This window comes from Methylobacterium crusticola (assembly GCF_003574465.1).
Classification (GTDB): Bacteria; Pseudomonadota; Alphaproteobacteria; order Rhizobiales; family Beijerinckiaceae; genus Methylobacterium; species Methylobacterium crusticola.
This window is the reverse complement of record NZ_QOWC01000041.1, coordinates 22,123-46,093: the sequence shown is the minus strand read 5'-3', so window position 1 is coordinate 46,093 and position 23,971 is coordinate 22,123. Positions and strand designations below refer to the sequence as shown.

Sequence of the window (23,971 nt, the reverse complement as noted above, 5' to 3'; positions counted from 1 at the left end):
GCTTCGTCCGCGAAAACTTTTCCTTGGCCATTTCCATCACCTGCGGCAAGCCCGCCCATCACCCACCCGGACAGACGCCGGGCCCTGAGCGGAAGGCGGGGCCCGCTTAGAGGGTTAGGGGCGCGCGATCAAGTCCGGCCTGCCTGCGGCTCACGGCCCGGCCCCGCCGGCGAGGCGCCGGCGCCCGTAGCGGCGGGCATAGGTCTCGGCCGTGCGCCGCTCGTGGTCGCTGAGCAACTGCTCGACCGCCCCGACGAGGTCGGGTGCCTCGGTGAAGCCCGCCGCCACCAGGGCCACGGCCCGGGCCCGCGCGGCCTCGCGCTTGGCGGACAGGCAGACGTGCTGCGCGCGCAGCGCGAAGTGCGCCGGCGCCTCGTGCCGCACCCGCGCGACCGCCGATTCCCGGGCAAGGCACCCCTCCAGCCGCGCGATGGCCGGCCGTTCGGGCGCCGGCCGCGCCGTCTCCAGCGCCTGCACGGGGCTGGCGAGGAGGATCACGAGCGGCATCAGAGCGCGCATGGGCAGGGTCCTGATAGGTGCGTTCCCGATATGTTCTATAGCACGGGCGCTTCCCCACTGCCAAGGTTGCGGCGGCGGCCAGGGCCGCCGCGCCGGTCCGCCCGGGTGAGGCCTCACGCCGCCGCCGGGGGCTCCCGGCTCGCCAGGAAGGCGGCGTGCTCCTGCGCCAGGGCGCCCGACAGGGCCCGGGCGATGAGCGCCCGGGTCTCGGCCACGCCGTACAGGGCGACGAAGGAGCCGAAGCGGGGGCCGCGGCTCTCGCCGAGCAGCGTGGCGTAGAGGGTGGTGAACCAGGCCTGCGCCACCCCCGGCCGCCCGTCCGGGCTCTTGGCCTTGCCGGACAGGTCGGGGAAGTGCCGGCGGCCGACCTCGTAGACCACGGCCTGCAGCGCCTCCGGGTCGGTCGAGCCCGCGTGCGCCGCCAGGGTCTCCGACAGGTCCGCGAGCGCCGCGGCCTCGGCCTCGGTGGGCGCGCGGTAGGACTTCGCCGGCCGCACGAAATCGCGGAAGTAGCGCACGGCGTGGTGGACCAGCCGGTCGAGGCCCGGATGCGTCCCGGGCGAGGCCTCCGGCGCGTAGCGGCGGATGAAGCCCCAGAGCACGCCCGGATCCTCGGCGTTGGCCACCGCGACGAGGTTCAGCAGCATCGCGAACGGGATCGCGCCGCCGCTGCCGACCCGCTCGGGATCCGGCGGCGCGCCGGCATGGAGGTGCCAGACCGGGTTGCCGAGCTTCAGCTTCGGCTCCTGGTCCGGGAACTTGTCGAGGAAGCTCAGGTAGTCGTCGACGTGGCGCGGGATCACGTCGAAGTGCAGGCGCTTGGCCTCCCGCGGCTTGTTGTACATGAACAGCGAGAGGCTCTCGGGCGTGCCGTAGGCCAGCCACTCGTCGATGGTGAGCCCGTTGCCCTTGGACTTCGAGATCTTCTGGCCCTTCTCGTCGAGGAAGAGCTCGTAGTTGAAGCCCTCGGGCGGCTCGGCGCCGAGGACCCGGGCGATCCGGCCGGAGAGCTTCACCGAGTCGATCAGGTCCTTGCCGGCCATCTCGTAGTCGATGCCGAGGGCGACCCAGCGCATCGCCCAGTCGGGCTTCCACTGCAGCTTGGCGCGGCCGCCGGTGACGGGCGTCACGTAGGCCTCGCCGGTCGCCGGGTCGCGCCACGCGATGGTGCCGGCCGCGACGTCCACCGCCTCGACCGGGACCTGCATGACGTGGCCGGTGACTGGGTGCAGCGGCAGGAACGGCGAGTAGGAGGCCGAGCGCTCGGCGCGCAGCGAGGGCAGCATCACCGCCATGACGGCGTCGTAGCGCTCCAGCACGCGCAGCAGCGCCGCGTCGAACCGGCCCGCGCGGTAGCAGTCCGTGGCCGACAGGAACTCGTAGTCGAAGCCGAAGGAATCGAGGAAGCGGCGCAGCTCGGCGTTGTTGTGGGCCCCGAAGCTGTCGTGCGTGCCGAAGGGATCGGGCACCGCGGTCAGCGGCTTGTTGAGGCTCTCCGCCAGGAGCGCCCGGTTCGGCACGTTGTCCGGCACCTTGCGCAGGCCGTCCATGTCGTCCGAGAACGCGACGAGGCGGGTCGGCACCGCGTCGTCGGTCAGCACCCGGAAGGCGTGGCGCACCATGGACGTGCGGGCCACCTCCCCGAAGGTGCCGATGTGGGGCAGGCCCGAGGGGCCGTAGCCGGTCTCGAACACCACCTCGGCCTTCGGTGCGCGCGCGAGCCGGGCGACGAGCTTGCGCGCCTCCTCGAAGGGCCAGGCGGGCGCGGCGGCGACGGCCTCGGCGAGGGCGGGATCGATGCGGAGCGGTGCGGGCATGGGTCTGCGAGGCGCGCGCGGCGCGACTCTCCGGTCACGAGAAAGGGGGCCGCAACCCTATGGGCGGCACTCTCCCGGGTCAACGCGGGCGCCCGCGCCGTCGGCGCGGGGACCGCGCCCCGGGCCGACGGCGCCCGCCGCGCGGGCCGGCTCAGGCGTGGGCGGGCTCGCGCCGCGCCGGGGCGGCCTGCTGCAGCTCCGCCACGATCTCGTAGGAGCGCAGGCGCGCGCCGTGGTCGTAGATCGCGCCGGCGATCATCATCTCGTCGGCGGCCGTACGGGCCGCGACGGCGTCGAGCCCCCGCCGCACCGTCTCGGGCGAGCCCACGACCGAGCAGGCCAGCATCCCGGAGGCCTGCACCCGCTCGTGGCCCGACCAGTAGGCCTCGATGTCGTCGATCGGCGGGGGCAGCTGCCCGCGCGTGCCCCGGAAGATGTTGGTGAAGGATTGCTGGGCCGAGGTGAACAGGCGCCGCGCCTCCGCGTCCGTCTCGGCCGCGATCACGTTGACGCCGATCATCGCGTGGGGCCGCCCGCACTGCGCCGAGGGCTGGAAGCGCGCGCGATAGACCTCGAGGGCCTGCATCAGGGCGTCGGGCGCGAAGTGCGACGCGAAGGCGTAGGGCAGGCCCAGCATCGCGGCGAGCTGCGCCCCGAACAGGCTCGACCCGAGGATCCAGAGCGGCACGCCGGTGCCGGTGCCGGGCACCGCCTGGACGGTGCGCCCGGCGTCGAGCGGACCGAGCAGCGTCTGCAGTTCGAGCACGTCCTGCGGGAAGGTGTCGGCGGCCGAGGGGTCGCGGCGCAGGGCCCGCAGGGTGCGCTGGTCCGTGCCCGGCGCGCGCCCGAGGCCGAGATCGATGCGCCCCGGATAGAGCGAGGCGAGCGTCCCGAACTGCTCGGCGATCACGAGCGGCGCGTGGTTCGGCAGCATGATGCCGCCGGCCCCGACCCGGATGCGGTGCGTGCCGCCGGCGATGTAGCCGACCACCACGGAGGTCGCGGCGCTCGCGATGCCCACCATGTTGTGGTGCTCGGCCACCCAGTAGCGGGTGTAGCCCCAGCGGTCGGCGTGCTGGGCGAGGTCGAGGGTGTTGCGCAGGGCGTCGCCGGGCGTCGATCCCTTCGGGATCGGCGCGAGGTCGAGGACGGAGAGTGGCGGCATGTGACCGGGTCCCGTGGTTCGGCGCGGGTCTTTATCCCACTGCGTCGGCGCAGGATTCGGCCGCGGGCCCGCGGATGCAAGCGCGCCGGGGCCATGCGTGACATGCGCGTCGTGCGCGGGCGGCCCCGGACCCCGGCGGGCCCCCGCCGGCGCCGTACCGCCCTTCCCGATACGCCGTTCGCGCAGCGGCGCGCGGCCATGCCGGCCTTTCGAAAGCCCCCTTGCCGCGCCCGCGCCCATCGCCGAGGGTGAGGGCCCGCCCGCTCCCCGGCCCCGGCGCGCCGGGGGCGGGCGGCGGGAGGGCGCGATGGCACGGCTCGGCGGCAAGGTCGCGGTGATCACGGGCGCGGGCAGCGGCATCGGCCGCGCCGCCGCCCTGCTGTTTGCCCGCGAGGGCGCCGCGGTCGCGGCGCTCGACCGCGACGCGGACGCCGTGCGGGCGACCGCCGGGGCCGTGACCGCGCGGGGCGGCCGGGCGCTCGCGATCCCGGGCGATGCCGGGCGCGAGGAGGACGTCGCGGGCGCCCTGGCGCGGGCCGAGGCGGCGTTCGGGCGCCTCGACGCGCTGTTTGCCAACGCGGGCATCGGCGGCGGCACGACGCCGCTCGCCGAACAGAGCGTCGCGCTCTGGGAGGAGGTGCTCCGGGTCAACCTGATCGGCGCCTTCCTGGCGATCAAGCACGGGGCGCCGGCGCTGCTGCGGCACGGCGGCGGCGCCATCGTGTGCACCGCCTCGGTGGCGGGCCTGCGGGCCAACGCCGCGGGCGCCGCCTACAGCGCCAGCAAGGCGGGCGTGATCAGCCTGGTGCAGAACGCGGCCGACGCCTTCGCGGGCACGGGCCTGCGGGTGAACGCGGTCTGCCCGGGCCTGATCGAGACCGGCATGACCGCGGCGCTCTTCTCCGCCGCCCGCGCCCGGGGCCGGCAGGACCGCATCGGGCAGCTCAACCCCCTGCGCCGGCCCGGCGCCCCGGAGGAGATCGCGGCCGCCGCCCTGTTCCTGGCGAGCGACGAGGCCTCCTACGTCAACGGGCAGGCGCTCGCGGTCGACGGCGGGCTCTCGAGCACGCACCCGTTCGTGCCCCGCCGCGCGCCCGGCTGAGCCGGGCAGCTCAGTAGGGGCTGACGGGGAAGAAGCGCAGGTAGAGCTCGGCGTACTTGCCCTCGTCCCAGAGGCGCTGGAGGGCGTCGTCGAGGGCGCGGGCCAGCACCTCGTCGTCCTTGCGGGTGACGAAGCCGATGCCCTCGCCGAAGTAGCGGTTCTCCAGGTAGTCGCCGCCCGCGAAGGCGCAGCAGCCGGCCGCCTCCGTGCCCCCGATCCAGAGCGCCAGGCTCAGCCCGTCCCCGAACAGGTAGTCGATCTCGCCCCGGCGCAGGGCCGCCTCGGCGCTCGCGAGGTCGGGGAAGGGCCTCGGGGCGATGCGGAAGAAGGCTTTGAGATAGGCCTCGTGGGCGGTGCCGGCCACGACCCCGGTCGCGTGCTCGGACAGGACCCGGACGTCGGGCGCCGCGAGCGCGCGCTCGGTCCGGGCGACGAAGCGGGCGGGCCAGCGGAAGTAGGGCCGCGTCGCCAGGGTGGCGGCGCGCAGGGAGGCCGTCAGGGGCAGCGCCGCCGCCACCACGTCGCCCTGGTTGGCCTGGAGGGCGTCGAGCAGCGTGTCGAAGCGCCGGACCTGCACGGTGCAGCTCAGGGCGAGCTTCTCGCAGGCCGCCCGGGCGAGCTCGACCGAGAAGCCGGTCGGGTTGCCGTCCGGCCCGGCGAAGTGCAGGGGCGGGAACTCGTCGTCGGTGATGAACCGGATCGGCCGCGTCGCCTGCGGCGGCTCGGGCCGCTCGAGCCGGGCGCGCGGGTTCCAGAAGTTCGGGATCGTCACGCCCTCGGCGGCCCCCGCCGCGCCGGGCGACAGGGCGAGCAGGAGCGCGCAGAGAGCGCGGCGGAGCTGACGCTGCGGCAACCGCGCCACGGTCGCGGGAAATCCGTGCGCGGCGCGCCCGGGAACTGTCTCGGAGACGTGGTGGCCCATAGGGTCTCGTATCACGAACCCGCGCCGCCGGGAGCCCTGCCATGTTCGTCCCGGCCAGCCCCTTGCGCGGCGCGGCGCTCGCCCTGCCGCCGGAACTGGCGTTCCTCGTCGGCGACGGCGTGCCCCCCGAGATCCTGCTCATCGCCGCGCGCGTCGCCCGCCGCGAGGGCTCCGACCCGGTCACGGCGCTCCTGCGCACGGGGCTGATGGACGAGGAGGCCTACTACGCCGCCCTCGCCCGCGCGCTCGGCGTGCCCTATCGCGGGGCCGGCCTCGCCCTCGGCCCGGGCGTCCGCTTCCCCGACGACCTCGTCGCCGACGCGGCGCCGGCGCCGGAGGGCGGCCTCGTCGTGGCGCCGCAGGGCCGGGCCGTCGCGGCGCTCCTCGCCGAACCCCGGCGCGCCGTCGCCGTCACGGCGCCGGGCCACCTGCGCGCCGCGGTCATGCGCGCCCGCGGGCCCGAGGCCGCCGCCCACGCGGCGGAGGACCTCGGGATCCGGGCGCCCGAATGGGCCTACCGGCCCGGGATGCGGCCGGCCCAGTGGCTCGCCCTCTGGCTCGGCCTCGCGGCCCTGCCGCTCCTCCTCGACGCGCCGGAGGGGGTGCAGCTCGCCGCCCTCGCGGCCGGCGCCGTCGCGATGCTGGCCGTCCTGGTGTTCCGGCTGACGGCCGTGCTCACGCGGGGCGCGCCGGCGCCGGCGCCGGATCCGGGCCGCGTCCCGGACGCCGCCCTCCCGGTCTACACCGTGATGGTGGCGCTCCACCGGGAGGCCCGGGTGGTGCCCCGGCTGGTGGAGGCCCTCGCCGGGCTCGACTACCCGGCGACGAAGCTCGACCTCAAGCTCGTCATCGAGGCCGACGACCGCGAGACCGCGGCCGCCATCGCGGCGGTGGCGCCGCCCCACCGCTTCGAGGTCGTCACGGTCCCGCCGGGCCTGCCCCGCACCAAGCCGCGGGCGCTCAACCTCGCCCTGCCCCTCGCCCGCGGCCGCTACCTCGTCGTCTACGACGCCGAGGACGTGCCCGATCCCGGCCAGCTGCGCGCCGCCGCGGCCCTGTTCGCGGCCGCCCCGCTCCGGACCGCCTGCCTCCAGGGCCGCCTCGTCATCGACAACACCCGCGATTCCTGGCTGACGCGCTGCTTCACCCTCGAGTACGCCGCGCTCTTCGACGTGCTCCTGCCGGCGCTCGCGGCCTGGATGCTGCCGGTGCCCCTCGGCGGGACCACGACGCATTTCCGCACCGAGACCCTGCGGGCGCTGCACGGCTGGGACGCCTGGAACGTCACCGAGGACGCCGACCTCGGCATGCGGCTGGCGCTGGCGGGCTACCACGTCGGCGATCTGCAGCTCTCCACCCTGGAGGAGGCGCCGGCGCGGCTCGGGCCCTGGCTGCGCCAGCGCACCCGCTGGATGAAGGGCTTCCTCCAGACGGCGATCACCCACGGCCGCGACCCGCGCGACAGCCTCCGGCGCCTCGGCCCGCTCGGCCTGCTCTGCGCCGTCGCGATGGTGCCCGGCACGCTCCTGTCCGCCCTCGCCTACCCGGTCCTGATGGCGCTCGCCGCCTGGCGCTTCCTCGCGGCGCCGCTCCCGGCCGCGCCCACCCTGCCGGAGAACATGCCGGCGGCCCTCGGCCTGCTGGTGTTCGGGTCCGGGCTCGGCGCGATGCTGCTGCCGGCGATCCTCGGCTGCTGCCGCCGCGGCTGGTGGAGCCTGCTGCCCTGGGTGGCGCTGCTGCCCTTCTACTACGGCCTCGTCAGCCTCGCGGCCTGCCTCGGAATCGTCGAGCTGATCGTGGCCCCGGCCCGCTGGAACAAGACCGAGCACGGCCTCGCCGTGACCTCGCGCAGCGGGGCGCTCGGACCCGCAGGAGCGCCGCCGTGACGGCCGCGCAGAGCGATGGCGCCGAGAGCCCCGGCCTCCCGGTGCCGGGGGGCCCGCGCAGGTCCGGCGCCGGCCGCCCCGGGGAGGTCCCGTCAGAGCTGGCGCGCCACCTCGGCGGCGGCGTCGGCGGCCGGCCGCATCAGGTTGAGGGAGCCCACGAAGCCGTCGCGCGCGTCCATGATGTAGACGAGGGCCGTGTGCTCCATCGTGTAGTCGCCCTCCTTCAGCGGCACCTTGCGGCTGTAGGCCCGGTAGGCCTTCACGGTGGCGGCCACCGCCTCGGGCGAGCCGGTCAGGCCGACGATCCGGGGATCGAAGCTCGACAGGTAGGCCTTGAGCGCCTCCGGCGTGTCGCGCTCCGGGTCGACGCTGACGAAGAGCGCCTTCACGTCGCGGCCCCGGGGGCCGAGGGCCGCCAGCACGTCGGAGATCTGCTGGAGCGTGGTCGGGCAGACGTCCGGGCAGCGGGTGAAGCCGAAGAACACGAGGTGGGGCGCGCCCCGGAAATCGCGGTCCGTGACGGTGCGGCCGTCCTGGTCCACCAGGGTGAAGGGCCCGCCGACGGCGCTCGTCCCCGGGCTCGGGCGGCCGAGCATCGTGACGGCGGCGAGGCCGAGCACCGCGAGGCCGAGCGCGAACACGAGGAGCGGGATCGCGGCGCGGCGCATCCGGGGGGTGAGCGACATGGCAGGGGCCTTCTCGGTCTGGCCGGGCCTCGAGGACGCCCCGGCCCGGGGTCCTTCGGGTCTCGCCCCGTCCGGCCGGGCGCCGACTTGGCGCGCCCGGCCGGACGGGGCGCGGGGCAGGCCGGCACATCACGGCCGGGGGCCCTCGCGCAAGAGGGCACGCGGTCGCCCCGCCCGCGGCCGGTGCAGCGCAGCCCTGCGTCCCGCCGCCCCGTGTTGCGTTGCGGCCGGGGCTCTCCTATCGGTCGGCCCCCGGGGACGCGTCCCTGGCCTCGATCCAGAAGACCACCGAAGAAGACCCGCCATGGCCGACAAGCTCTCCCTGCCCAAGGACAAGATTCGCGTCCTGCTCCTCGAGGGCATCAACGACAGCGCGGTGTCGCTGCTGGAGGCGGCCGGCTACGTCACCGTCACGCGGCTCGCCAAGGCCCTCGCCCCGGCGGACCTGCACGAGGCCCTCAAGGGCATCCACATCCTGGGCATCCGCTCGCGCACCCAGCTCGACGAGGCCGCCTTCGCGGCCGCCGACCGGCTGATGGCGGTGGGCTGCTTCTCGGTCGGCACCAACCAGGTCGACCTCCCGGCCGGGCGCCGCCGCGGCATCCCGGTCTTCAACGCGCCCTTCTCCAACACCCGCTCGGTGGCCGAGCTCGTGATCGGCGAGATCGTGATGCTGCTGCGCCGGATCGTGCCGCGCTCGGTCTCGGCCCATGGCGGCGGCTGGGACAAGTCGGCGGCGGGCTCCTTCGAGGTGCGCGGCAAGACGCTCGGCATCGTCGGCTACGGCAACATCGGCTCGCAGCTCTCCAACCTCGCCGAGGCGATGGGCATGCGGGTGATCTTCCACGACCTCACCGACCGCCTGCGCCACGGCAACACCGAGCCGGTCGACAGCCTCGACGAGCTCCTGGCCCAGAGCGACGTGGTCTCGCTGCACGTGCCCGAGACGGCCGCGACCCACAACATGATCGGCGAGGCGCAGATCCGGGCGATGAAGCCGGGGGCCTACCTGATCAACAACAGCCGCGGCACCGTCGTCGACCTCGACGCCCTGGCCTCGGCCCTGCGCGACGGCCACCTGCGGGGCGCGGCGGTCGACGTGTTCCCGGTCGAGCCGGCATCGAACCAGGAGCGCTTCGTCTCGCCGCTCCAGGGGCTGGAGAACGTGATCCTGACGCCGCATGTCGGCGGCTCGACCGAGGAGGCCCAGGAGCGCATCGGCGCGGAGGTCGCCCGCAAGCTCGTGGACTACTCCGACATCGGCTCGACCGTCGGGGCGGTGAACTTCCCCCAGGTGCAGCTGCCGGCGCGCCCGACGGGCCTGCGCTACATCCACGTCCAGCGCAACCTCCCGGGCATGCTCGGGCGCCTCAACGAGATCTTCGCCCGGCGCCAGATCAACATCGCGGCCCAGTTCTACCAGACCGACGGCGAGGTCGGTTACGTCGTGGTGGAGACCGACGCGGTCGACGCCGACGCCGAGGCCCTGCTCGAGGAGATGCGCGCCATCGAGGGCACGATCCGGGCGCGCCTGCTCTACGAGCGGCGCTGAGCGGGCGGCGCCGGGGCCGGGGCCCCGGCCTTAATCCATTTTGGTTTCCGCAGCGTCATTAGGGATTGAGATACCATTATCTGGCAATTTGACCAAGGGTTTCACGCGCCCTTCAGTGGGCGCCTGACATCTTGCAGGCGGAGAGCCGAGATCACGATGACGACATGCCCCTTTCCCGGCCTCTCCCGATCGCTCGTGCCGGCGGGCCCGGTCTCGTTCAGCCAGGTCTGCGAGATCATGCCGGTCGGCGTGATGACCTGCGATCTCGCGACCTTCACCATCGACTACGCGAACCGCTACTCGATCGAGCTGCTCCACTCCATCCGTGACACGCTGAAGATCGATCCGGACGCGATCATCGGCACGTCGATCGACGTCTTCCACAAGGTCCCGGCCCACCAGCGCGCGCTGCTCTCCGACACGGCGCGCCTGCCGCACAAGACCCGGATCCGCTTCGGCGACGAGTGGCTCGACCTGCACATCCACCCCCTGCCGGAGCCGGGCGGCCGGGTCAGCCGCGCCCTCCTGGTCTGGGCCATCGCGACCGCCGAGGTGCTCAAGGAGCAGGAGGAGTACCGCCTCCTGCGCATGATCGACGACATGCCGGTGGCCGTGATGACGGTGGATCCGGCGACCTACCTGATCACCTACCTGAACGAGACCTCGAAGCGCACGCTCGGGCAGATCGAGGCGCACCTGCCCATCCAGGCCGACGCGCTGCTCGGCGCCTCGATCGACGTCTTCCACAAGCACCCGGCCCACCAGCGCAAGCTCCTCGCCGACCCGGCGAACCTTCCCCACCGCGCCCGCATCAAGCTCGGCCCCGAGGTGCTCGACCTCCAGGCCTCGGCGGTGACCGGCACGGACGGCGCCTATCTCGGGCCGATGCTGACCTGGTCGATCGTCACCAAGCAGGTCGCCGCCGAGGCGCGCATCCAGCAGCTCGCCCACTACGACACGCTCACGGGTCTGGCCAACCGCACGACCTTCCGCGAGCACCTCGAGGCGCTGCTGGCCCCGGCGCAGGCCGCGCTCGGCCTGCTCTTCATCGACCTCGACGGCTTCAAGATCGTCAACGACTCGAACGGCCACCTCGTCGGGGACGCCCTCCTCAAGCGCGTCGCCGACCGGCTGCGCGAGCGCTGCGACCGTCCCGGGATCGTCGTCGCGCGCCTGGGCGGCGACGAGTTCGCCATCGTGGTCCCGGGGGGCGAGATCGCCGCCCTCGAGGCCTTCGCGGCCTCCCTGATCGACGCCCTCGTGGCGCCCTACCAGATCGAGGCGGAGCGGCGCCTCCAGGTCGGGGCCAGCATCGGCATCGCGCTGGCGCCGGTCCACGGCAGCGACCCCGAGACCCTGCTGGCGCGGGCCGACATGGCGCTCTACTCCGCCAAGGCGGCGGGCAAGCGCACCTTCCGGCTCTTCGTCCCCAACATGGAGACGCGGCTGCACGAGCGCCTGCGCCTCGAGGCCAAGCTGCGCCACGCGCTCGAGGCGGACGAGGGGCTGTTCCTGTTCTACCAGCCGATCACCGACGTGCGCACCCGCAAGGTGACGGCGCGGGAGGGGCTGATCCGCTGGCACCATCCCGTCCGGGGCTGGATCTCGCCGGGCGAGTTCATCCCGGTCGCCGAGGAGAGCGGGCTGATCCGCGAGATCGGCGACTGGGTGATCCGGCGCGCCTGCCGGGACGCCGCGGCCTGGGAGGACCAGGCCCGGGTCGCCGTCAACGTCTCGCCGCGCCAGCTCGGAATCGGCACCCTGGCGCCCGCCGTGCTCGGCGCCCTGGTGGCGAGCGGGCTGCCGCCGGACCGTCTCGAGATCGAGGTGACGGAGAGCGCGCTCCTCGGCGACGAGCAGGACGCGCTCGCCGACCTGCGCCGGGTCCGCGACATGGGCGTGCGGGTCGCCCTCGACGATTTCGGCACCGGCTTCTCGTCGCTCGCGCACCTGCGCGCCTTCCCGTTCGACAAGATCAAGATCGACGGCTCGTTCGTGCAGGACGCGGTGCGGCGGCCGGACTGCGCCGCCATCGTCCGGGTGGTGGCGGATCTCGGCCACCGGCTCGGGGTCACGACCGTCGCGGAGGGCGTCGAGACCGAGGCCCATCTCGACCTCGTCGTGGCGGAGGGCTGCACGGAGGTGCAGGGCTTCCTGCTCGGCCGGCCGGCGCCGAGCGCCTCCGACATCCCGCTCATCGCGGCCTTGACCGAGGCCTTCGCGGTGCGCCCGGCCGCCTGAGCGGGCCCGCACCGGGTCCGGGATCCCGCCGCGGGTACCGGCCCGGCAGAGCCCCCGGGCTCGGGGCGCGCGCCGCGGGGCTCAGTGGGCGCCCGAGGCCGCGGCCTGCCGGCCCGACGCGGCCGCGCCCTGCGCGTCCCGCCCGAGGGCGTCGCCCACCATGACGATGGCGGGTCCCTCTCCGCCCGCCGCCTCGACCCGGTCGGCGAGGTCGCGGGCGCTGCCCCGGATGACGGCCTGGTCCGCCCGCGTCGCGTTGAACACCACGAGGGCCGGGGTCCCCGGCGGCAGCCCCTGCTCCACCGCCCGGGCGAGGAGGGCGCGGAGCGTGCGCTTGGGCATGTAGACCACGGTGGTCACCGTCGGGTCGGCGAGGGCCGCCCAGTTGAGGTCGTCCGGCAGGGCGCCGCGGCGGTCGTGGCCGGTGACGTATTGCAGCCGGCGCGCCGCGTCCCGGTGGGTGAGCGAGAGGCCCAGGGCGGCGGCCGCGCCCTGCGCGGCGGTCACGCCCGGCACCACCGTGACCGGGATGCCGGCGGCCCGGCAGGCGTCGATCTCCTCGCCGGCGCGCCCGAACACCAGGGGGTCGCCGGACTTCAGCCGCACCACCCGCTTGCCGGACTTCGCCAGGGACACCATCAGGGCGTTGATGTCGTCCTGGCGGCAGGACGGGCCGTGGCCGGTCTTGCCCACCAGCATCGTGCGGGCCTCGCGCCGGGCGTAGTCCAGGATCTCCGGCGCCACGAGGTCGTCGTACAGGATCACGTCGGCGCCCCGCAGGGCCCGCAGGGCCTTGAGGGTCAGGAGCTCGGCGTCGCCCGGGCCGGCGCCGACGAGCGTCACCGCCCCGCCCCGCGGGCCGGCCTCGCTCTCGGCCATCAGGGCGTCGAGGTCGGCCCGCCCGGGCGCCCGCTCGGGCTCCGCGAAGGCGCGGTCGGCGAAGCGCTCCCAGAAGGCCCGGCGCTCCGCGAAGGCGTGGTAGCGCGCGCCGACCTCGGCCCGCCAGTCGCGGGCGGCCGCGACCCAGGCCCGGAAGCCCGCGGGCAGCATCGCCTCGATGCGGGCCCGCACGGTCTGGCCGAAGACCGGGGCCGCGCCCTCGGTCGAGATGCCGACCACGAGGGGCGAGCGGTTGACGATGGCCCCGAACGAGACGTCGCAGAGGTGCGGCCGGTCGACCGCGTTGACGATGGCGCCGGCGGCCCGGGCCGCCGCCACGAAGGCGGCGCAGGCCGCCTCGTCCTCGTGGGCCGCGATGGCGAAGGCGACACCCTCGAGGTCGGCCGGGTTCCAGTCGCGCTCGTGCAGGACCACGCGGCCGGCGACGGCCTCGCCGGGGGCGGCCCGCATCTCCTCGGTGGGCTCGGGCGCGTAGACGTCGACGTGGGCGCCGGCGGCGGCGAGCAGCTTCACCTTCCAGGCCGCGCCGCCGTTGGCGCCGGCCAGCACCGCCCGCCTCCCCGTGAGGGTGACGAAGACCGGCAGGACCGCCAGGGGTTCGAGGCCGGGGGAGCGGGTCTCGCGCGGGGAGCGGGGGGAACGCATCGGGACTGACTTCGGATAGGGGGCCGGCATCAGATGCGCCTAGGCCGGGCTCGGCGCAAGCGCGGCGGCGAGCAGCTCGCGGATCTCCGGGATGCACGAGCCGCAATTCGTGCCCGCCTTGCAGGCCGCCCCCACCGCCTCGACGCTGCGGGCGCCGTCCGCGACCGCCCCCCGGATCACGTCGAGCCCGACCGTGTGGCAGGCGCAGACCAGCGGCCCGCTGCCCGCGCTCTCGGCCCGGCCGGAGATCAGCGCCCGGCGGGCCGGCGGCTCCAGCAATTCCTGCGTGCGGAAGAACGCCTTGGCGGCCTCCCAGGACGGGCGCTCGGCCGCCGGCGCGAGTGCGAGGGCGCCGAGGAGCCGGCCGTCCCGGAACGCGGCGCCCCGGTAGACGCCCCGGGCGGGGTCGGCGTACTCGCTGAAGGCGGCCTCGGGGAACAGCTCGCGCATCAGCAGGGCGGCCTCCGCGGCGCCCTCCTGGCTGGCGAAGATCAGCCCCGAGCCGCCCTCCACGATGGCGCGGGCCCACCACCAGCCGTGGGGGGCAGGCACCGCCGCGCGGGTGATGAGGTAGCCGCGGGAGCGGTAGGGCTCGGGGGTGAGGGAGGCGGGCGTCGCCTTGAGCTCGGGCTGGCCCGAGACCGGGTCGGCGGCGCCCTGCGCCAGCGCCCCGACGCGCCCGTCCGAGGTGTTGGCCTCGCTCCAGTGCATGGGGGCGAACAGCATTCCGGCCTGGGCCCCTGGGGTCACCGTCACCTCCAGCACCGCGGCCCCGTGGGGGGTGCGCACCCGGGCGAGGTCGCCGTCCGCGACGCCGGCGCGGGCGGCGTCGTCGGGGTGGATCTCGACGAACGGGACGGCGCGGTGGGCCGAGAGGCGCGGGCTCTTGCCCGTGCGGGTCAGGGTGTGCCAGTGGTCGCGCACCCGGCCGGTGTTGAGGCGCAGCGGGAAGGCGTCGCTCGTGGCATCGGCGAGGGCCGGCTTCTGCACCGCGACGAAGCGGGCGCGGCGGTCGCGGGTGTAGAAGCCCCCGGAGGCGAACAGGCGCCTCTCTCCGGCCTTGGCCTTGCGGGTGAGCGGCCACTGCACCGGCGCGGCCGCCTCGTAGGCCGCGTCCGAGAGGTCGGCGAGGCCGCCGATGTCGAAGTCGCGGCTGCCGCGGTTCTCGAACTCCGACAGGGCGGCGTGCTCCCGGAACACCGCCGCGACGGTGGGCCAGGCGAACTGCTTGGCGTGCCCGAGGCGCCGGCCGACCTGGGCCAGGATCCACCAGTCGGCCCTGGCCTCGCCGGGGGCCTTGAGGAAGGTGCGCTGGCGCGTGATCCGGCGCTCGGAATTCGTGACCGTGCCGTCCTTCTCGCCCCAGGCCAGCGCCGGCAGCACGATGGCGTTGCGGGCCCGCACGGTGTCGGTGCCGGCGGCGACCTCCGAGACCACGAAGGTGTCGAGCCGGCCCAGGGCCGCCCGCACCCGGTCCGCCCGGGGCATCGACACCGCCGGGTTGGTGCCCATCACCCAGAGCGCCTTGATCTTGCCGCGCTCGATCGCCTCGAAGAGCGGGACCGCCTTCAGGCCCTCGCCGGTGATGATCCGGGGCGCCGACCAGAACCGGCGCACGAGGTCGACCTCCTCGGGCGCGAAGTGCATGTGGGCGGCCAGCATGTTGGCGAGGCCGCCGACCTCCCGCCCGCCCATGGCGTTGGGCTGGCCCGTGAGCGAGAACGGCCCCGTGCCGGGCGTGCCGATGCGCCCGGTGGCGAGGTGGCAGTTGATGATGGCGTTCGCCTTGTCGGTGCCCTGCGCCGACTGGTTGACGCCCTGCGAGAAGGCCGTGACGACCCGCGGCGTCGCGCGAAACAGCGCGAAGAAGGTGCCGACCTCCGCCTCGCCGAGCCCGGTCGCGCGAGCGGTCGCCGCGGCGTCGGGGGCGATCTGGCGGGCGCGCTCCAGGGCGGGCTCGAAGCCGGCGGTGTGGTCGGCGATGTAGCGGGCGTCGAGGGCGCCGTGGTCGGAGAGGTGGACGAGCAGCCCCGAGAACAGGGCCGTGTCGGTGCCGGGCCGCAGCCCGAGGAAGAGGTCCGCCTCCTCGCCGGTCTGCGTGCGGCGCGGGTCGATGACGACGATCTTCGTGCCGCGCTTCGTCCGGGCGTCGAGCATGCGCCGGAACAGGATCGGGTGGCACCAGGCGGTGTTGGAGCCCACGAGCACCAGGAGGTCGGCCTCGTCGAGGTCCTCGTAGCAGCCTGGCACGGTGTCGGAGCCGAAGGCGCGCCGGTGCGCCGCCACGGCGGACGACATGCACAGGCGCGAGTTGGTGTCGACGTGCGGCGTGCCGATGAAGCCCTTCGCGAGCTTGTTGGCGACGTAGTAATCCTCGGTGAGGAGCTGCCCCGAGAGGTAGAACGCCACGGATTCGGGCCCGTGCGCCTCGGCGGTGCGGCGCAGGCCGTCCGCGACCGCGTCGAGGGCCTCGTCCCAGCCGACCCGCCGGCCCGCGATGGCCGGGTGGAGCACGCGGTCGTCGAGGGAGAGGGTCTCGCCGAGGGTCGAGCCCTTCGAGCACAGGCGGCCGTGATTGGCCGGGTGCGCGGGGTCGCCCGCGACGCTCGCCCCGCCCTGCCCGTCGGGCCGCGCGAGCACGCCGCACCCGACGCCGCAATACGGGCAGGTGGTCCGGACGGGGTCGGCCTCGGGACCGAGGGCCGGCACGTGCAGGTTCATGGTTTACGCCTCATCCCGCGGCGACCCGACCGCGGGCCGTGACGCCGGTGGCCTGAGCGGGGGGTCGCGGACGGTTCGGATGCAAGGGGCGAGCCGGGGGCGCGTCAGTACACGTCGGCCTGGTAGCGGCCGGCCTTCCTGAGGGCCGCGAAGTAGGCCACGGCCTCCTCGGGGGTCCTGCCGCCGTGGCTCGCCGCCACGTCGATGATGGCGCGCTCGACGTCCTTGGCCATGCGCTTGGCGTCGCCGCAGACGTAGAAGTGCGCGCCCTCCTCCAGCCAGCGCCAGAGGTCGCGGCCGTTCTCCCGCATCCGGTCCTGGACGTAGGTCTTCTCCGTCCCGTCCCGCGACCAGGCCAGGGACAGGCGCGTGAGGACGCCCTCGTCCCGCATGGCGGTCAGCTCCTCGCGGTAGAAGAAGTCCGTGGCCTGGCGCTGGTGGCCGAAGAACAGCCAGTTCCGGCCCGGCGCCGCCGTGGCGGCGCGCTCGCGCAGGAAGGCCCGGAACGGCGCGATGCCGGTGCCCGGCCCGACCATGATCACGGGCGTCTCGGGGTTCTCCGGCAGCCCGAACCCGTGCGCCTTCTGGAGGTAGACCTTCACCCTGGCGGTCTCTGCCAGGCGCTCGCCGAGATGGGTCGAGGCGACGCCGAGGCGCAGGCGCGAGCGGTGGCTGTAGCGCACCGCGTCGACGGTGAGCGAGACGCGGCCCGGATCGGCCTTGGGCGAGGACGAGATCGAGTAGAGCCGCGGCTGCAGCTCGTCGAGGGCCTCGAGGAAGACCTCGGCGTCCGGGCGGGCGCCCGGGAACTTGTGCAGGGCGCCGAGCACGTCGAGGTAGGCGGCGTCGCCGTCCGGATCCTCGCCGGCGCTCAGCGCCTGCGCCTTCCTGCGCTGCGCCCCCGAGGTCAGGAGCGAGAGGAGCTGGAACAGGCCGTCCGGCGCCCCGCCGAGCGAGTAGTTGACGAGCAGGTGGTCGCGCAGGGTCCTCTCGCCGAGCTTCGTCGCGATGACGCGCTCGGGCCGGGCGCCGAGCTCGGCGATCACCGCGTCGGCGAGGGCCGGGGCGTTGGCCGGGAACAGCCCGAGGGAATCGCCCACCACGTAGTCGATGCCGGTGCCGGCGAGGTCGATCTCGATGTGCCAGGTCTCCTTCTCGCCGCCCGGCGCGTTGAGGCGGCGGCGGGACAGGAAGACGGCCTCGGCGGGGTTCTCGCGGCACTGGCCGTAGGGACCGGTCGGCGCCTCGGCCGGCCGGGCCTCCCCGTCGCCCGCGGGCGCGGCCGCCCCGGCGGGGGCCCCGGCGCCGAACTCCGCCTCCAGCTTCCTGAGCATCCGGAGCGTGTCCTTGCCGCCCGGCTGGCACAGGTTCAGGCGCTCCTCCTTCCGGAGGAAGAGGGCGTTGGCGTAGTCGGCGCAGTTGTAGCCGCACTGGCCGCAATCCTGCTGGGCCATGGCGGCCATCAGCTTCTGCGGCTCGGAGCGCTCCCGGGCCATCGCCATGCGCTCGTCGAGGTTGAGCGAGGGGTCGTGCCAGGGCGCGTCGCCGTTGTCGGCGAGCGCCGGGCCGGAGGGTGCCTCGCCGGCCCCGAGGGCGGTCGCGCCCTCGAGCGCCGGGCCGAGCAGGGCCGCGAAGTAGCCCGACAGCCAGGCGCGCTGGTCGGCGTTGAAGGGCGCCGATTCGGGGATCAGGACGAGCGGGGGAGCGACGTGCTGGGTCATCGGATGCTGCCGGATCGGTGCGGGGTGGGCCCGGATGCGCGCGGGAGCGGGGTCGCGTCTCCGGCCGGGCAGGCGCGCCGGGACGAGCGCCTCATTCCGCCGCCTCCAGCATCCTGTCCTCGGCCAGGGCCCGGAGGGCGTCGGGGCCGCGGCGGGCGGTGTAGGCCTGGAAGCTCTCCTGCGGGCCGGCGCGCTGGCCGAGGTAGTCGCGCAGCAGGCTCTCGACGCGGGACGGGCAATCCTCGGCCTTCACGGCCTTCCAGATCTCGGTGCCGATCCGGGCCGCCTCGCCGAAGCCGCCCCCGACCACGATGTCGTAGCCCTCGACGGTGTCGCCCTCCTCGCTCACCACCACCTTGGCGCCGATGAGCCCGATGTCGCCGATGTAGTGCTGGGCGCAGGAATGGTGGCAGCCCGTGAGGTGGACGTTCACCGGCACGTCGAGCTCGGGCAGGCGGGCCTCGACGTGGTCGGCGATCAGGAGCGCGTGGCCCTTGGTGTCGGAGGCCGCGAACTTGCAGCCGCGGTTGCCCGTGCAGGCCACGAGCCCGGCCCGGATGCTCGAGGCCTTCGTGGACAGGCCGAGGGCCTCGACCCGGGCCTCCACCTCCGCCACCTTCGCGTCCGGTACCCCGGAGAACAGGAAGTTCTGCCACACGGTGAGGCGGATCTGGCCGTCGCCGCAGGCGCGGGCGATCTCCGCGAGCGCCCGCATCTGGTCGCTGGTCATCTTGCCGACCGGCAGGACCACGCCGATCCAGTTCAGGCCCGGCTGGACCTGGGCGTGGACGCCCACGTGGGCGTAGCGGTCGAAGCCGCCGCGGGGCTTCACGTGGGCCGGGTCGACCCGCGCGAGCTTGCGCCCGAGCGTCTCCTCGACGGCGGCGAGGTACTTGTCGCAGCCCCAGGCGTCGAGGACGTACTTCATCCGCGACTTGTTGCGGTTGGTGCGGTCGCCGTTCTCGATGAAGACCCGGATGATCGCGTCCGCGACGGCGTTGCACTCGCCCGGCGCCAGCACCACGCCGGTGTCGCGGGCGAGGTCGCGGTGGCCCGTGATGCCGCCGAGGACGAGGCGCATCCACACGCCCGGCGCGACCGCGGCGCCCGGCAGGACCTCGACGGCCTGGAAGCCGATGTCGTTCGTCTCCTCGAGCACCGGCAGGATGCCGCCGCCGTCGAAGGCGACGTTGAACTTGCGCGGCAGGCCGTAGAGGGAGCGGTCGTTGAGGATGTGGTTGTGCCAGCCCCGGGCGAGCGGGCGCGTGTCGAGGAGCTCCTGCGCGTCGATGCCGGCGGTGGGCGACCCGGTGACGTTGCGGATGTTGTCGGCCCCGGTGCCCCGCGCCGTCAGGCCGAGGTCGACGAGCCCGTCGAGGAAGGGCTGGCCGTGCTCGGGGCCGATCTCGCGCACCTGGAGGTTGGCGCGCGTCGTCACGTGACTGTAGCCGCCGCCATGGGCGTCCGCGAGGTCGGCGATGCCGGCGAACTGCCAGTGGTGCAGGATGCCGTTCGGGATGCGCAGGCGGCACATGTAGGAGTTCTGGGCCGGCGCGACCCAGAACAGGCCGTGGTAGCGCCAGCGGAAATTGTCCTCGGGCTTGGGCGCCTTGCCGGTCGCCGCCTCGGCGATCAGCCGGTTGTGGCCCTCGAACGGGTTCTCGGCCCGCTTCCACTTCTCCTGCTCGGCGAGCTTGCCGCCGTTCCTGACCGTGCGGTCCTGGGCCTTGATGTGGATCGCGTCCGGCCCCGTCGGCTCGGCGGGGGGCGCCGCGGGCGCGCCGGTGCCGAGGCCGCCGGTGAGGCGGACCGCGGTGATCCCGTGGGAGAAGCCTTCGAGGTAGCGCTTCTGCTCGGCGTCGAAGTTGTCGGCCATCGCGGGCTCCTTCACGCTGCGAGGGGGTGGGCGGCACCGGGCCGCGGCGGGGCGCGCCCGAACATCAGGTCGTCGCGGTCGCCCGGCGCGAGGGCGTCGCCCGTGCGGATCAGGGTCTTGCACCAGCCCTGCTCGCCGACGTCGCCGACGAAGACCGCCCCCACGAGGCGGTCGTCCCCGATCACGAGCTTGCGGTAGAGGCCGGCCGCCGGGTCGCTCCAGGTCACCGCCTCGGCGCCCTCCGGCACGTCCACGAGGCCGGCGGAGAAGACCGGCAGCCCCGAGACCTTGAGGCTCGTCGAGAGCGTGGTGCCGGCGTAGGCGGCGTCCTCGCCGCAGAGGTGCCGCGCCAGGATCTCGGCCTGCTCGTAGGCCGGCTCGACGAGGCCGTAGGTCACGCCCCGGTGCTCGGCGCACTCGCCGAGGGCGTGGATGCCCGGGACCGAGGTCTCGAGGCGGTCGTCCACCCGGATGCCGCGCCCGACCTCGAGGCCGGCGGCGGCCGCGAGGGCCGTCGAGGGCCGGACGCCGACGGACATCACCACGAGGTCGGCCGGCAGCACCGTGCCGTCGGTGAGGCGGAGCCGCTCGACCCGGCCCTCGCCCTCGACCGCTTCCGTGTCGGCGCGCAGCCGCACCCGCACGCCGCGGGCCTCCATGGCGTCGCGCACGAGGCCGGCGGCGGCGTGGTCGAGCTGGCGCTCCATCAGCCGGTCCATGACGTGCAGGAGCGTGGTGTCGACGCCCAGGCGGCGCAGGCCCACGGCGGCCTCGAGGCCGAGGAGGCCGCCGCCGATCACCACGGCCCGGGCGCCCGCGACCGCCGCCTTGCGGATCGCCGCCACGTCGGCGAGGTCCCGGAAGGTGATGACGCCGGGCAGGTCCATGCCGGGCTTCGGCAGCCGGATCGGCACCGAGCCGACCGCCAGGACGAGCCGCTCGAAGGGCAGCACCAGCCCCTCCCCGACCTGTACGATGCGCGCGCCCGGGTCGACCACCGTGACGGGCGCGCCCGTCACCAGGGTGATGCCGTGGGCGGCGTACCAGTCGAGGCCCCGGAAGGTGCAGGCCGCCTCGTCCACCTCGCCGCCGAGCAGCGAGGAGAGCAGCACCCGGTTGTAGGCCGCCACCGGCTCGGCCCCGACGCAGGTCACGTCGAAGCGGCCGGAGGCCCGCTCGGTCAGGCGCTCCAGGAAGCGGAGGGATGCCATGCCGTTGCCGATGACGACGAGCCGTTCGGTCATCGCCGCCTCAGGCCGCCAGCGCCGGCTTGGCGTGGCGCGCGTAGAGGAACTCGAGCACCTCGGCCCGGGCGTGGGTGTAGGTCGGGTCCTCCACCAGGTCGAGGCGCCTGCGCGGCCGGGCGAGCGGCACCGTCAGGATCTCGCCCACCGTCGCCGAGGGGCCGTTCGTCATCATGACGATCCGGTCGGAGAGCAGCACCGCCTCGTCGACGTCGTGGGTGATCATGATCACGGTGTTGCGCAGCTGCCCGTGGATCTCCATGAGCTGGTCCTGGAGGTGGGCCCGGGTCAGGGCGTCGAGCGCCCCGAACGGCTCGTCCATCAGCAGCACCTTCGGCTCCATGGCGAGGGCCCGGGCGATGCCGACGCGCTGCTTCATCCCGCCCGAGATCTCGTGCGGGCGCTTGTCGGCGGCGTGGGTCATGTTGACGAGGGCGAGGTTGTGCTCGATCCAGGCCCGCCGCTCCGCCCGGCTCTTGCGGGACCGCAGCACCTTGTCGACGGCGAGCGCCACGTTCTCGCGCACCGTGAGCCAGGGCAGGAGCGAGTGGTTCTGGAACACCACGGCGCGCTCGGGGCCGGGGCTGTTGACCTCGCGCCCGTCGAGCAGCACCCCGCCGGCCGAGGCCCGCAGGAGGCCCGCCACGATGTTGAGCACCGTCGACTTGCCGCAGCCGGAATGCCCGATGAGCGAGACGAACTCGCCCTTGGCGATCCTGACGCTCACGTCCCGCAGCACCTCGGTGGTGCGGCCGGCGCGGGTGAAGCTGATGCCGACGTGGTCGATGCTGAGATAGGTCACCGGCTTCCTCCCTCAGGCCGCGGCCGTGCCGCGGGTGACGAGATGGCCGAGGCCGGCCACGAGGCGGTCGAGCACGAAGCCGATCACGCCGACGTAGACGAGGGCCACGATGATCTCGCTGATGTGCGAGGAGTTCCACGCATCCCAGATGAAGAAGCCGATGCCGACGCCGCCGATCAGCATCTCGGCCGCCACGATGGCGAGCCAGGACAGGCCGACGCCGATGCGCAGGCCGGTGAAGATGTAGGGGGCGGCCGAGGGCAGCATGATCTTGCCGAAGAACTCGAAGGCGTTGAGGCGCAGCACCGCCGCGACGTTGCGGTAGTCCTGCGGGATGTTGCGGATGCCGACCGCGGTGTTGATGATGATCGGCCAGATCGCCGTGATGAAGATCACGAAGATCGCCGAGGGCTGGCCGTCCCGGAAGGCCGCGAGCGAGAGCGGCAGCCAGGCGAGGGGCGGGATCGTGCGCAGCACCTGGAAGATCGGGTCGAGCCCGCGCATGGCCCAGTCGGACTGGCCCACCAGGGTGCCGAGCAGGATCCCGGCCACCGCCGCGAGGGCGAAGCCGAGCGCCACGCGCTGGAGGCTCGCCGAGATGTGCCAGAACAGCCCCTTGTCGGTGCCGCCGTTGTCGTAGAACGGGTGGGCGATGATGTCCCAGGCCTCCGACACCACCCGCGAGGGCGCCGGCAGCCCGGCGCCGGGGCGGCTGCACAGCACCTCCCAGAGGAGCAGGAACAGCGCCAGCACGACGAGCGGCGGCACCAGCCGGGCCGCGACGGAGCGCAGGGCGGCGGCGGTGACGAGGGGACGGCGCCCGGCCGTCCCCTTGCGGGCGGAGCCGACGGCCCCGAGGGTGCTGCCGAGTGCCATCACGCCACCTTCTTGATGCCGAGGCTGCCGAGGTAGGCCGAGGGGTCCGCCGGGTCGAAGACCTTGCCGTCGAAGAAGGTCTCCTTGCCCCGCGAGGTCGAGGCCGGGAGCGCCGTGACACCCAGGTCTTTGGCGGTCTCGCGCCAGATGTCCTCGCGGTTGACCTTCTCGATCAGGGCCCTGGTGTCGGTCTGGGGATCGAACTTGCCCCAGCGGATGTCCTCGGTCAGGAACCAGAGGTCGTGCGACTTGAACGGGTACGAGGCGTTGTCGGCCCAGTACTTCATGATGTGCGGGCTGTTCTCGACCCGGCGGCCGTCACCGTAGTCGAACTCGCCCTTCATGCGCTTGACCACGTCGCCCACCGGCACGTTGATCCACTGGCGCTTGGCCACGATGCCGGCGAGCTCGTCGCGGTTCGCGGGCGCGTCGCACCATTGCTGCGCCTCCATCACGGCGGCGAGCAGGGCCCGGGCGGCCCTGGGGTATTTGTCGACCCAGGACGCCCGCATGCCGAGCGCCTTCTCGGGATGGTCCTTCCACAGCTCGCCCGTGGTGAGGGCGGTGTAGCCGATCCCCTGCGTGATGAGCTGCTCGTTCCACGGCTCGCAGACGCAGAAGCAGTCCATCGTGCCGACCTTCATGTTCGCCACCATCTGGGGCGGCGGCACCACGATGGTCTCGATGTCCCGGTCGGGGTCGATGCCGCCGGCCGCCAGCCAGTAGCGCATCCAGAGGTCGTGCGTGCCGCCCGGGAAGGTCATGGCGGCCTTGATGGACTTGCCGGAGGCCCGCTTCTTCTCGAGGGCCGCCTTGAAGGGCCTGGTGTCGAGGGCGACCTTGTCGCCCAGGTACTCCTTGGCCACCGAGATGCACTGGCCCGCGAGGTTGAGCCGGGCCAGGATGTACATCGGCACCGGAATGTTGTTCTGCGTCACCCGGCCGGCGCTGATCAGGTAGGGCATCGGGGTGAGGATGTGGGCCCCGTCGATGCCGTTGCCCTCCGAGCCGAGCACCAGGTTGTCGCGGGTGGTGCCCCAGGAGGCCTGCTTGAGCACCTCGACGTCCGGCATGCCGTGCTTGGCGAACAGGCCCTTCTCCTTGGCGACGAAGAGCGGCGCGGCGTCCGTGAGGGCGATGAAGCCGAGCTTGGCGCCCTTCACCTCCGGCCCCGCCGCCTGCGCGAAGGCACCGCCCGGCAGCGCCGCGCGGGCGGCGGCGGCCAGGGAGAGGGTTGCGGCCGCTCCCTTCAGGACGCCGCGACGGGTGCTGTGCTCACCGCTGCTCATCGAGACC

At 74.2% G+C, this 23,971-nt stretch carries 17 protein-coding genes; 4 read left to right on the top strand and 13 right to left on the bottom strand.

Annotation, left to right across the window (positions count from 1 at the left end):
- Positions 1-150 precede the first annotated feature (150 nt).
- The 3 genes from DT057_RS17320 to DT057_RS17310 all read right to left on the bottom strand — a co-directional run bounded on the left by DT057_RS17320 (position 151) and on the right by DT057_RS17310 (position 3,501).
- Positions 151-519 carry a hypothetical protein gene (locus DT057_RS17320; RefSeq protein ID WP_128563353.1) on the bottom strand — a complete coding sequence of 123 codons (369 nt, stop codon included), beginning with the start codon at positions 517-519 and terminating at the stop codon, positions 151-153.
- A 113-nt stretch (positions 520-632) separates the two neighbouring features.
- Positions 633-2,336: a lysine--tRNA ligase gene (locus DT057_RS17315; protein WP_128563352.1), complete on the bottom strand. Its 1,704-nt coding sequence runs from the start codon at positions 2,334-2,336 to the stop codon at positions 633-635.
- Between the two features lie 151 nt (positions 2,337-2,487).
- Positions 2,488-3,501, bottom strand: a complete 1,014-nt coding sequence (locus DT057_RS17310; protein WP_128563351.1) for an LLM class flavin-dependent oxidoreductase — start codon at positions 3,499-3,501, stop codon at positions 2,488-2,490.
- A gap of 307 nt (positions 3,502-3,808) precedes the next feature.
- On the opposite strand from DT057_RS17310, the gene DT057_RS17305 reads away from it, so the two are divergent.
- The gene (locus DT057_RS17305; protein WP_128563350.1) at positions 3,809-4,603 is read left to right on the top strand and encodes an SDR family NAD(P)-dependent oxidoreductase; all 795 of its coding nucleotides are present in this window, start codon (positions 3,809-3,811) and stop codon (positions 4,601-4,603) included.
- A 10-nt stretch (positions 4,604-4,613) separates the two neighbouring features.
- On the opposite strand, the gene DT057_RS17300 is transcribed toward DT057_RS17305, so the two are convergent.
- On the bottom strand, positions 4,614-5,525 hold the full coding sequence (locus tag DT057_RS17300) for a transporter substrate-binding domain-containing protein (RefSeq protein WP_128563349.1): 912 nt from the start codon (positions 5,523-5,525) through the stop codon (positions 4,614-4,616).
- A gap of 41 nt (positions 5,526-5,566) precedes the next feature.
- Between DT057_RS17300 and DT057_RS17295 the strand changes: the two genes are divergently transcribed.
- Positions 5,567-7,411, top strand: coding sequence for a glycosyltransferase family 2 protein (locus tag DT057_RS17295; protein ID WP_128563348.1), 1,845 nt, complete (start codon positions 5,567-5,569; stop codon positions 7,409-7,411).
- Between the two features lie 92 nt (positions 7,412-7,503).
- Here the strand turns inward: DT057_RS17295 and DT057_RS17290 are convergent, their stop codons facing one another.
- Entirely contained in the window at positions 7,504-8,097 is a 594-nt protein-coding gene (locus DT057_RS17290) for an SCO family protein (protein ID WP_128563347.1), read from the bottom strand.
- A 304-nt stretch (positions 8,098-8,401) separates the two neighbouring features.
- On the opposite strand from DT057_RS17290, the gene serA reads away from it, so the two are divergent.
- A complete protein-coding gene (serA, locus tag DT057_RS17285; protein ID WP_128563346.1) occupies positions 8,402-9,649 on the top strand; it encodes a phosphoglycerate dehydrogenase in 1,248 nt (415 codons plus the stop codon).
- Between the two features lie 156 nt (positions 9,650-9,805).
- Positions 9,806-11,890, top strand: coding sequence for a putative bifunctional diguanylate cyclase/phosphodiesterase (locus DT057_RS17280; protein ID WP_128563345.1), 2,085 nt, complete (start codon positions 9,806-9,808; stop codon positions 11,888-11,890).
- An 81-nt stretch (positions 11,891-11,971) separates the two neighbouring features.
- Here DT057_RS17280 and cysG read toward each other — a convergent pair whose 3' ends face one another.
- The 8 genes from cysG to DT057_RS17240 all read right to left on the bottom strand — a co-directional run bounded on the left by cysG (position 11,972) and on the right by DT057_RS17240 (position 23,964).
- The gene (cysG, locus tag DT057_RS17275; protein ID WP_128563344.1) at positions 11,972-13,435 is read right to left on the bottom strand and encodes a siroheme synthase CysG; all 1,464 of its coding nucleotides are present in this window, start codon (positions 13,433-13,435) and stop codon (positions 11,972-11,974) included.
- Between the two features lie 39 nt (positions 13,436-13,474).
- Positions 13,475-16,156 carry a nitrate reductase gene (locus tag DT057_RS17270; protein ID WP_128563343.1) on the bottom strand — a complete coding sequence of 894 codons (2,682 nt, stop codon included), beginning with the start codon at positions 16,154-16,156 and terminating at the stop codon, positions 13,475-13,477.
- Between the two features lie 104 nt (positions 16,157-16,260).
- Positions 16,261-17,877 carry a sulfite reductase subunit alpha gene (locus DT057_RS17265; RefSeq protein ID WP_128563342.1) on the bottom strand — a complete coding sequence of 539 codons (1,617 nt, stop codon included), beginning with the start codon at positions 17,875-17,877 and terminating at the stop codon, positions 16,261-16,263.
- Positions 17,878-17,968: 91 nt separating this feature from the next.
- Positions 17,969-19,753 (bottom strand): NirA family protein, encoded by a 1,785-nt coding sequence (locus DT057_RS17260; RefSeq protein WP_128563341.1) that lies wholly within the window; start codon positions 19,751-19,753, stop codon positions 17,969-17,971.
- A gap of 11 nt (positions 19,754-19,764) precedes the next feature.
- Positions 19,765-20,997 (bottom strand): NAD(P)/FAD-dependent oxidoreductase, encoded by a 1,233-nt coding sequence (locus DT057_RS17255; protein WP_128563340.1) that lies wholly within the window; start codon positions 20,995-20,997, stop codon positions 19,765-19,767.
- A gap of 7 nt (positions 20,998-21,004) precedes the next feature.
- On the bottom strand, positions 21,005-21,799 hold the full coding sequence (locus DT057_RS17250) for an ABC transporter ATP-binding protein (RefSeq protein ID WP_128563339.1): 795 nt from the start codon (positions 21,797-21,799) through the stop codon (positions 21,005-21,007).
- Positions 21,800-21,811: 12 nt separating this feature from the next.
- On the bottom strand, positions 21,812-22,675 hold the full coding sequence (ntrB, locus tag DT057_RS17245; RefSeq protein WP_128563338.1) for a nitrate ABC transporter permease: 864 nt from the start codon (positions 22,673-22,675) through the stop codon (positions 21,812-21,814).
- On the bottom strand, positions 22,675-23,964 hold the full coding sequence (locus DT057_RS17240; RefSeq protein WP_128563337.1) for a CmpA/NrtA family ABC transporter substrate-binding protein: 1,290 nt from the start codon (positions 23,962-23,964) through the stop codon (positions 22,675-22,677). Before DT057_RS17240 ends, ntrB begins: the two co-directional genes overlap by 1 nt.
- Positions 23,965-23,971 lie beyond the last annotated feature (7 nt).

Bases quoted from the DNA above. Each gene is read 5' to 3' on its own strand.
- DT057_RS17320 (WP_128563353.1), bottom strand. From the start codon at position 519: ATGCGCGCTCTGATGCCGCTCGTGATCCTCCTCGCCAGCCCCGTGCAG.
- DT057_RS17315 (WP_128563352.1), bottom strand. From the start codon at position 2,336: ATGCCCGCACCGCTCCGCATCGATCCCGCCCTCGCCGAGGCCGTCGCC.
- DT057_RS17310 (WP_128563351.1), bottom strand. From the start codon at position 3,501: ATGCCGCCACTCTCCGTCCTCGACCTCGCGCCGATCCCGAAGGGATCG.
- DT057_RS17305 (WP_128563350.1), top strand. From the start codon at position 3,809: ATGGCACGGCTCGGCGGCAAGGTCGCGGTGATCACGGGCGCGGGCAGC.
- DT057_RS17300 (WP_128563349.1), bottom strand. From the start codon at position 5,525: ATGGGCCACCACGTCTCCGAGACAGTTCCCGGGCGCGCCGCGCACGGA.
- DT057_RS17295 (WP_128563348.1), top strand. From the start codon at position 5,567: ATGTTCGTCCCGGCCAGCCCCTTGCGCGGCGCGGCGCTCGCCCTGCCG.
- DT057_RS17290 (WP_128563347.1), bottom strand. From the start codon at position 8,097: ATGTCGCTCACCCCCCGGATGCGCCGCGCCGCGATCCCGCTCCTCGTG.
- serA (WP_128563346.1), top strand. From the start codon at position 8,402: ATGGCCGACAAGCTCTCCCTGCCCAAGGACAAGATTCGCGTCCTGCTC.
- DT057_RS17280 (WP_128563345.1), top strand. From the start codon at position 9,806: ATGACGACATGCCCCTTTCCCGGCCTCTCCCGATCGCTCGTGCCGGCG.
- cysG (WP_128563344.1), bottom strand. From the start codon at position 13,435: ATGCGTTCCCCCCGCTCCCCGCGCGAGACCCGCTCCCCCGGCCTCGAA.
- DT057_RS17270 (WP_128563343.1), bottom strand. From the start codon at position 16,156: ATGAACCTGCACGTGCCGGCCCTCGGTCCCGAGGCCGACCCCGTCCGG.
- DT057_RS17265 (WP_128563342.1), bottom strand. From the start codon at position 17,877: ATGACCCAGCACGTCGCTCCCCCGCTCGTCCTGATCCCCGAATCGGCG.
- DT057_RS17260 (WP_128563341.1), bottom strand. From the start codon at position 19,753: ATGGCCGACAACTTCGACGCCGAGCAGAAGCGCTACCTCGAAGGCTTC.
- DT057_RS17255 (WP_128563340.1), bottom strand. From the start codon at position 20,997: ATGACCGAACGGCTCGTCGTCATCGGCAACGGCATGGCATCCCTCCGC.
- ntrB (WP_128563338.1), bottom strand. From the start codon at position 22,675: ATGGCACTCGGCAGCACCCTCGGGGCCGTCGGCTCCGCCCGCAAGGGG.
- DT057_RS17240 (WP_128563337.1), bottom strand. From the start codon at position 23,964: ATGAGCAGCGGTGAGCACAGCACCCGTCGCGGCGTCCTGAAGGGAGCG.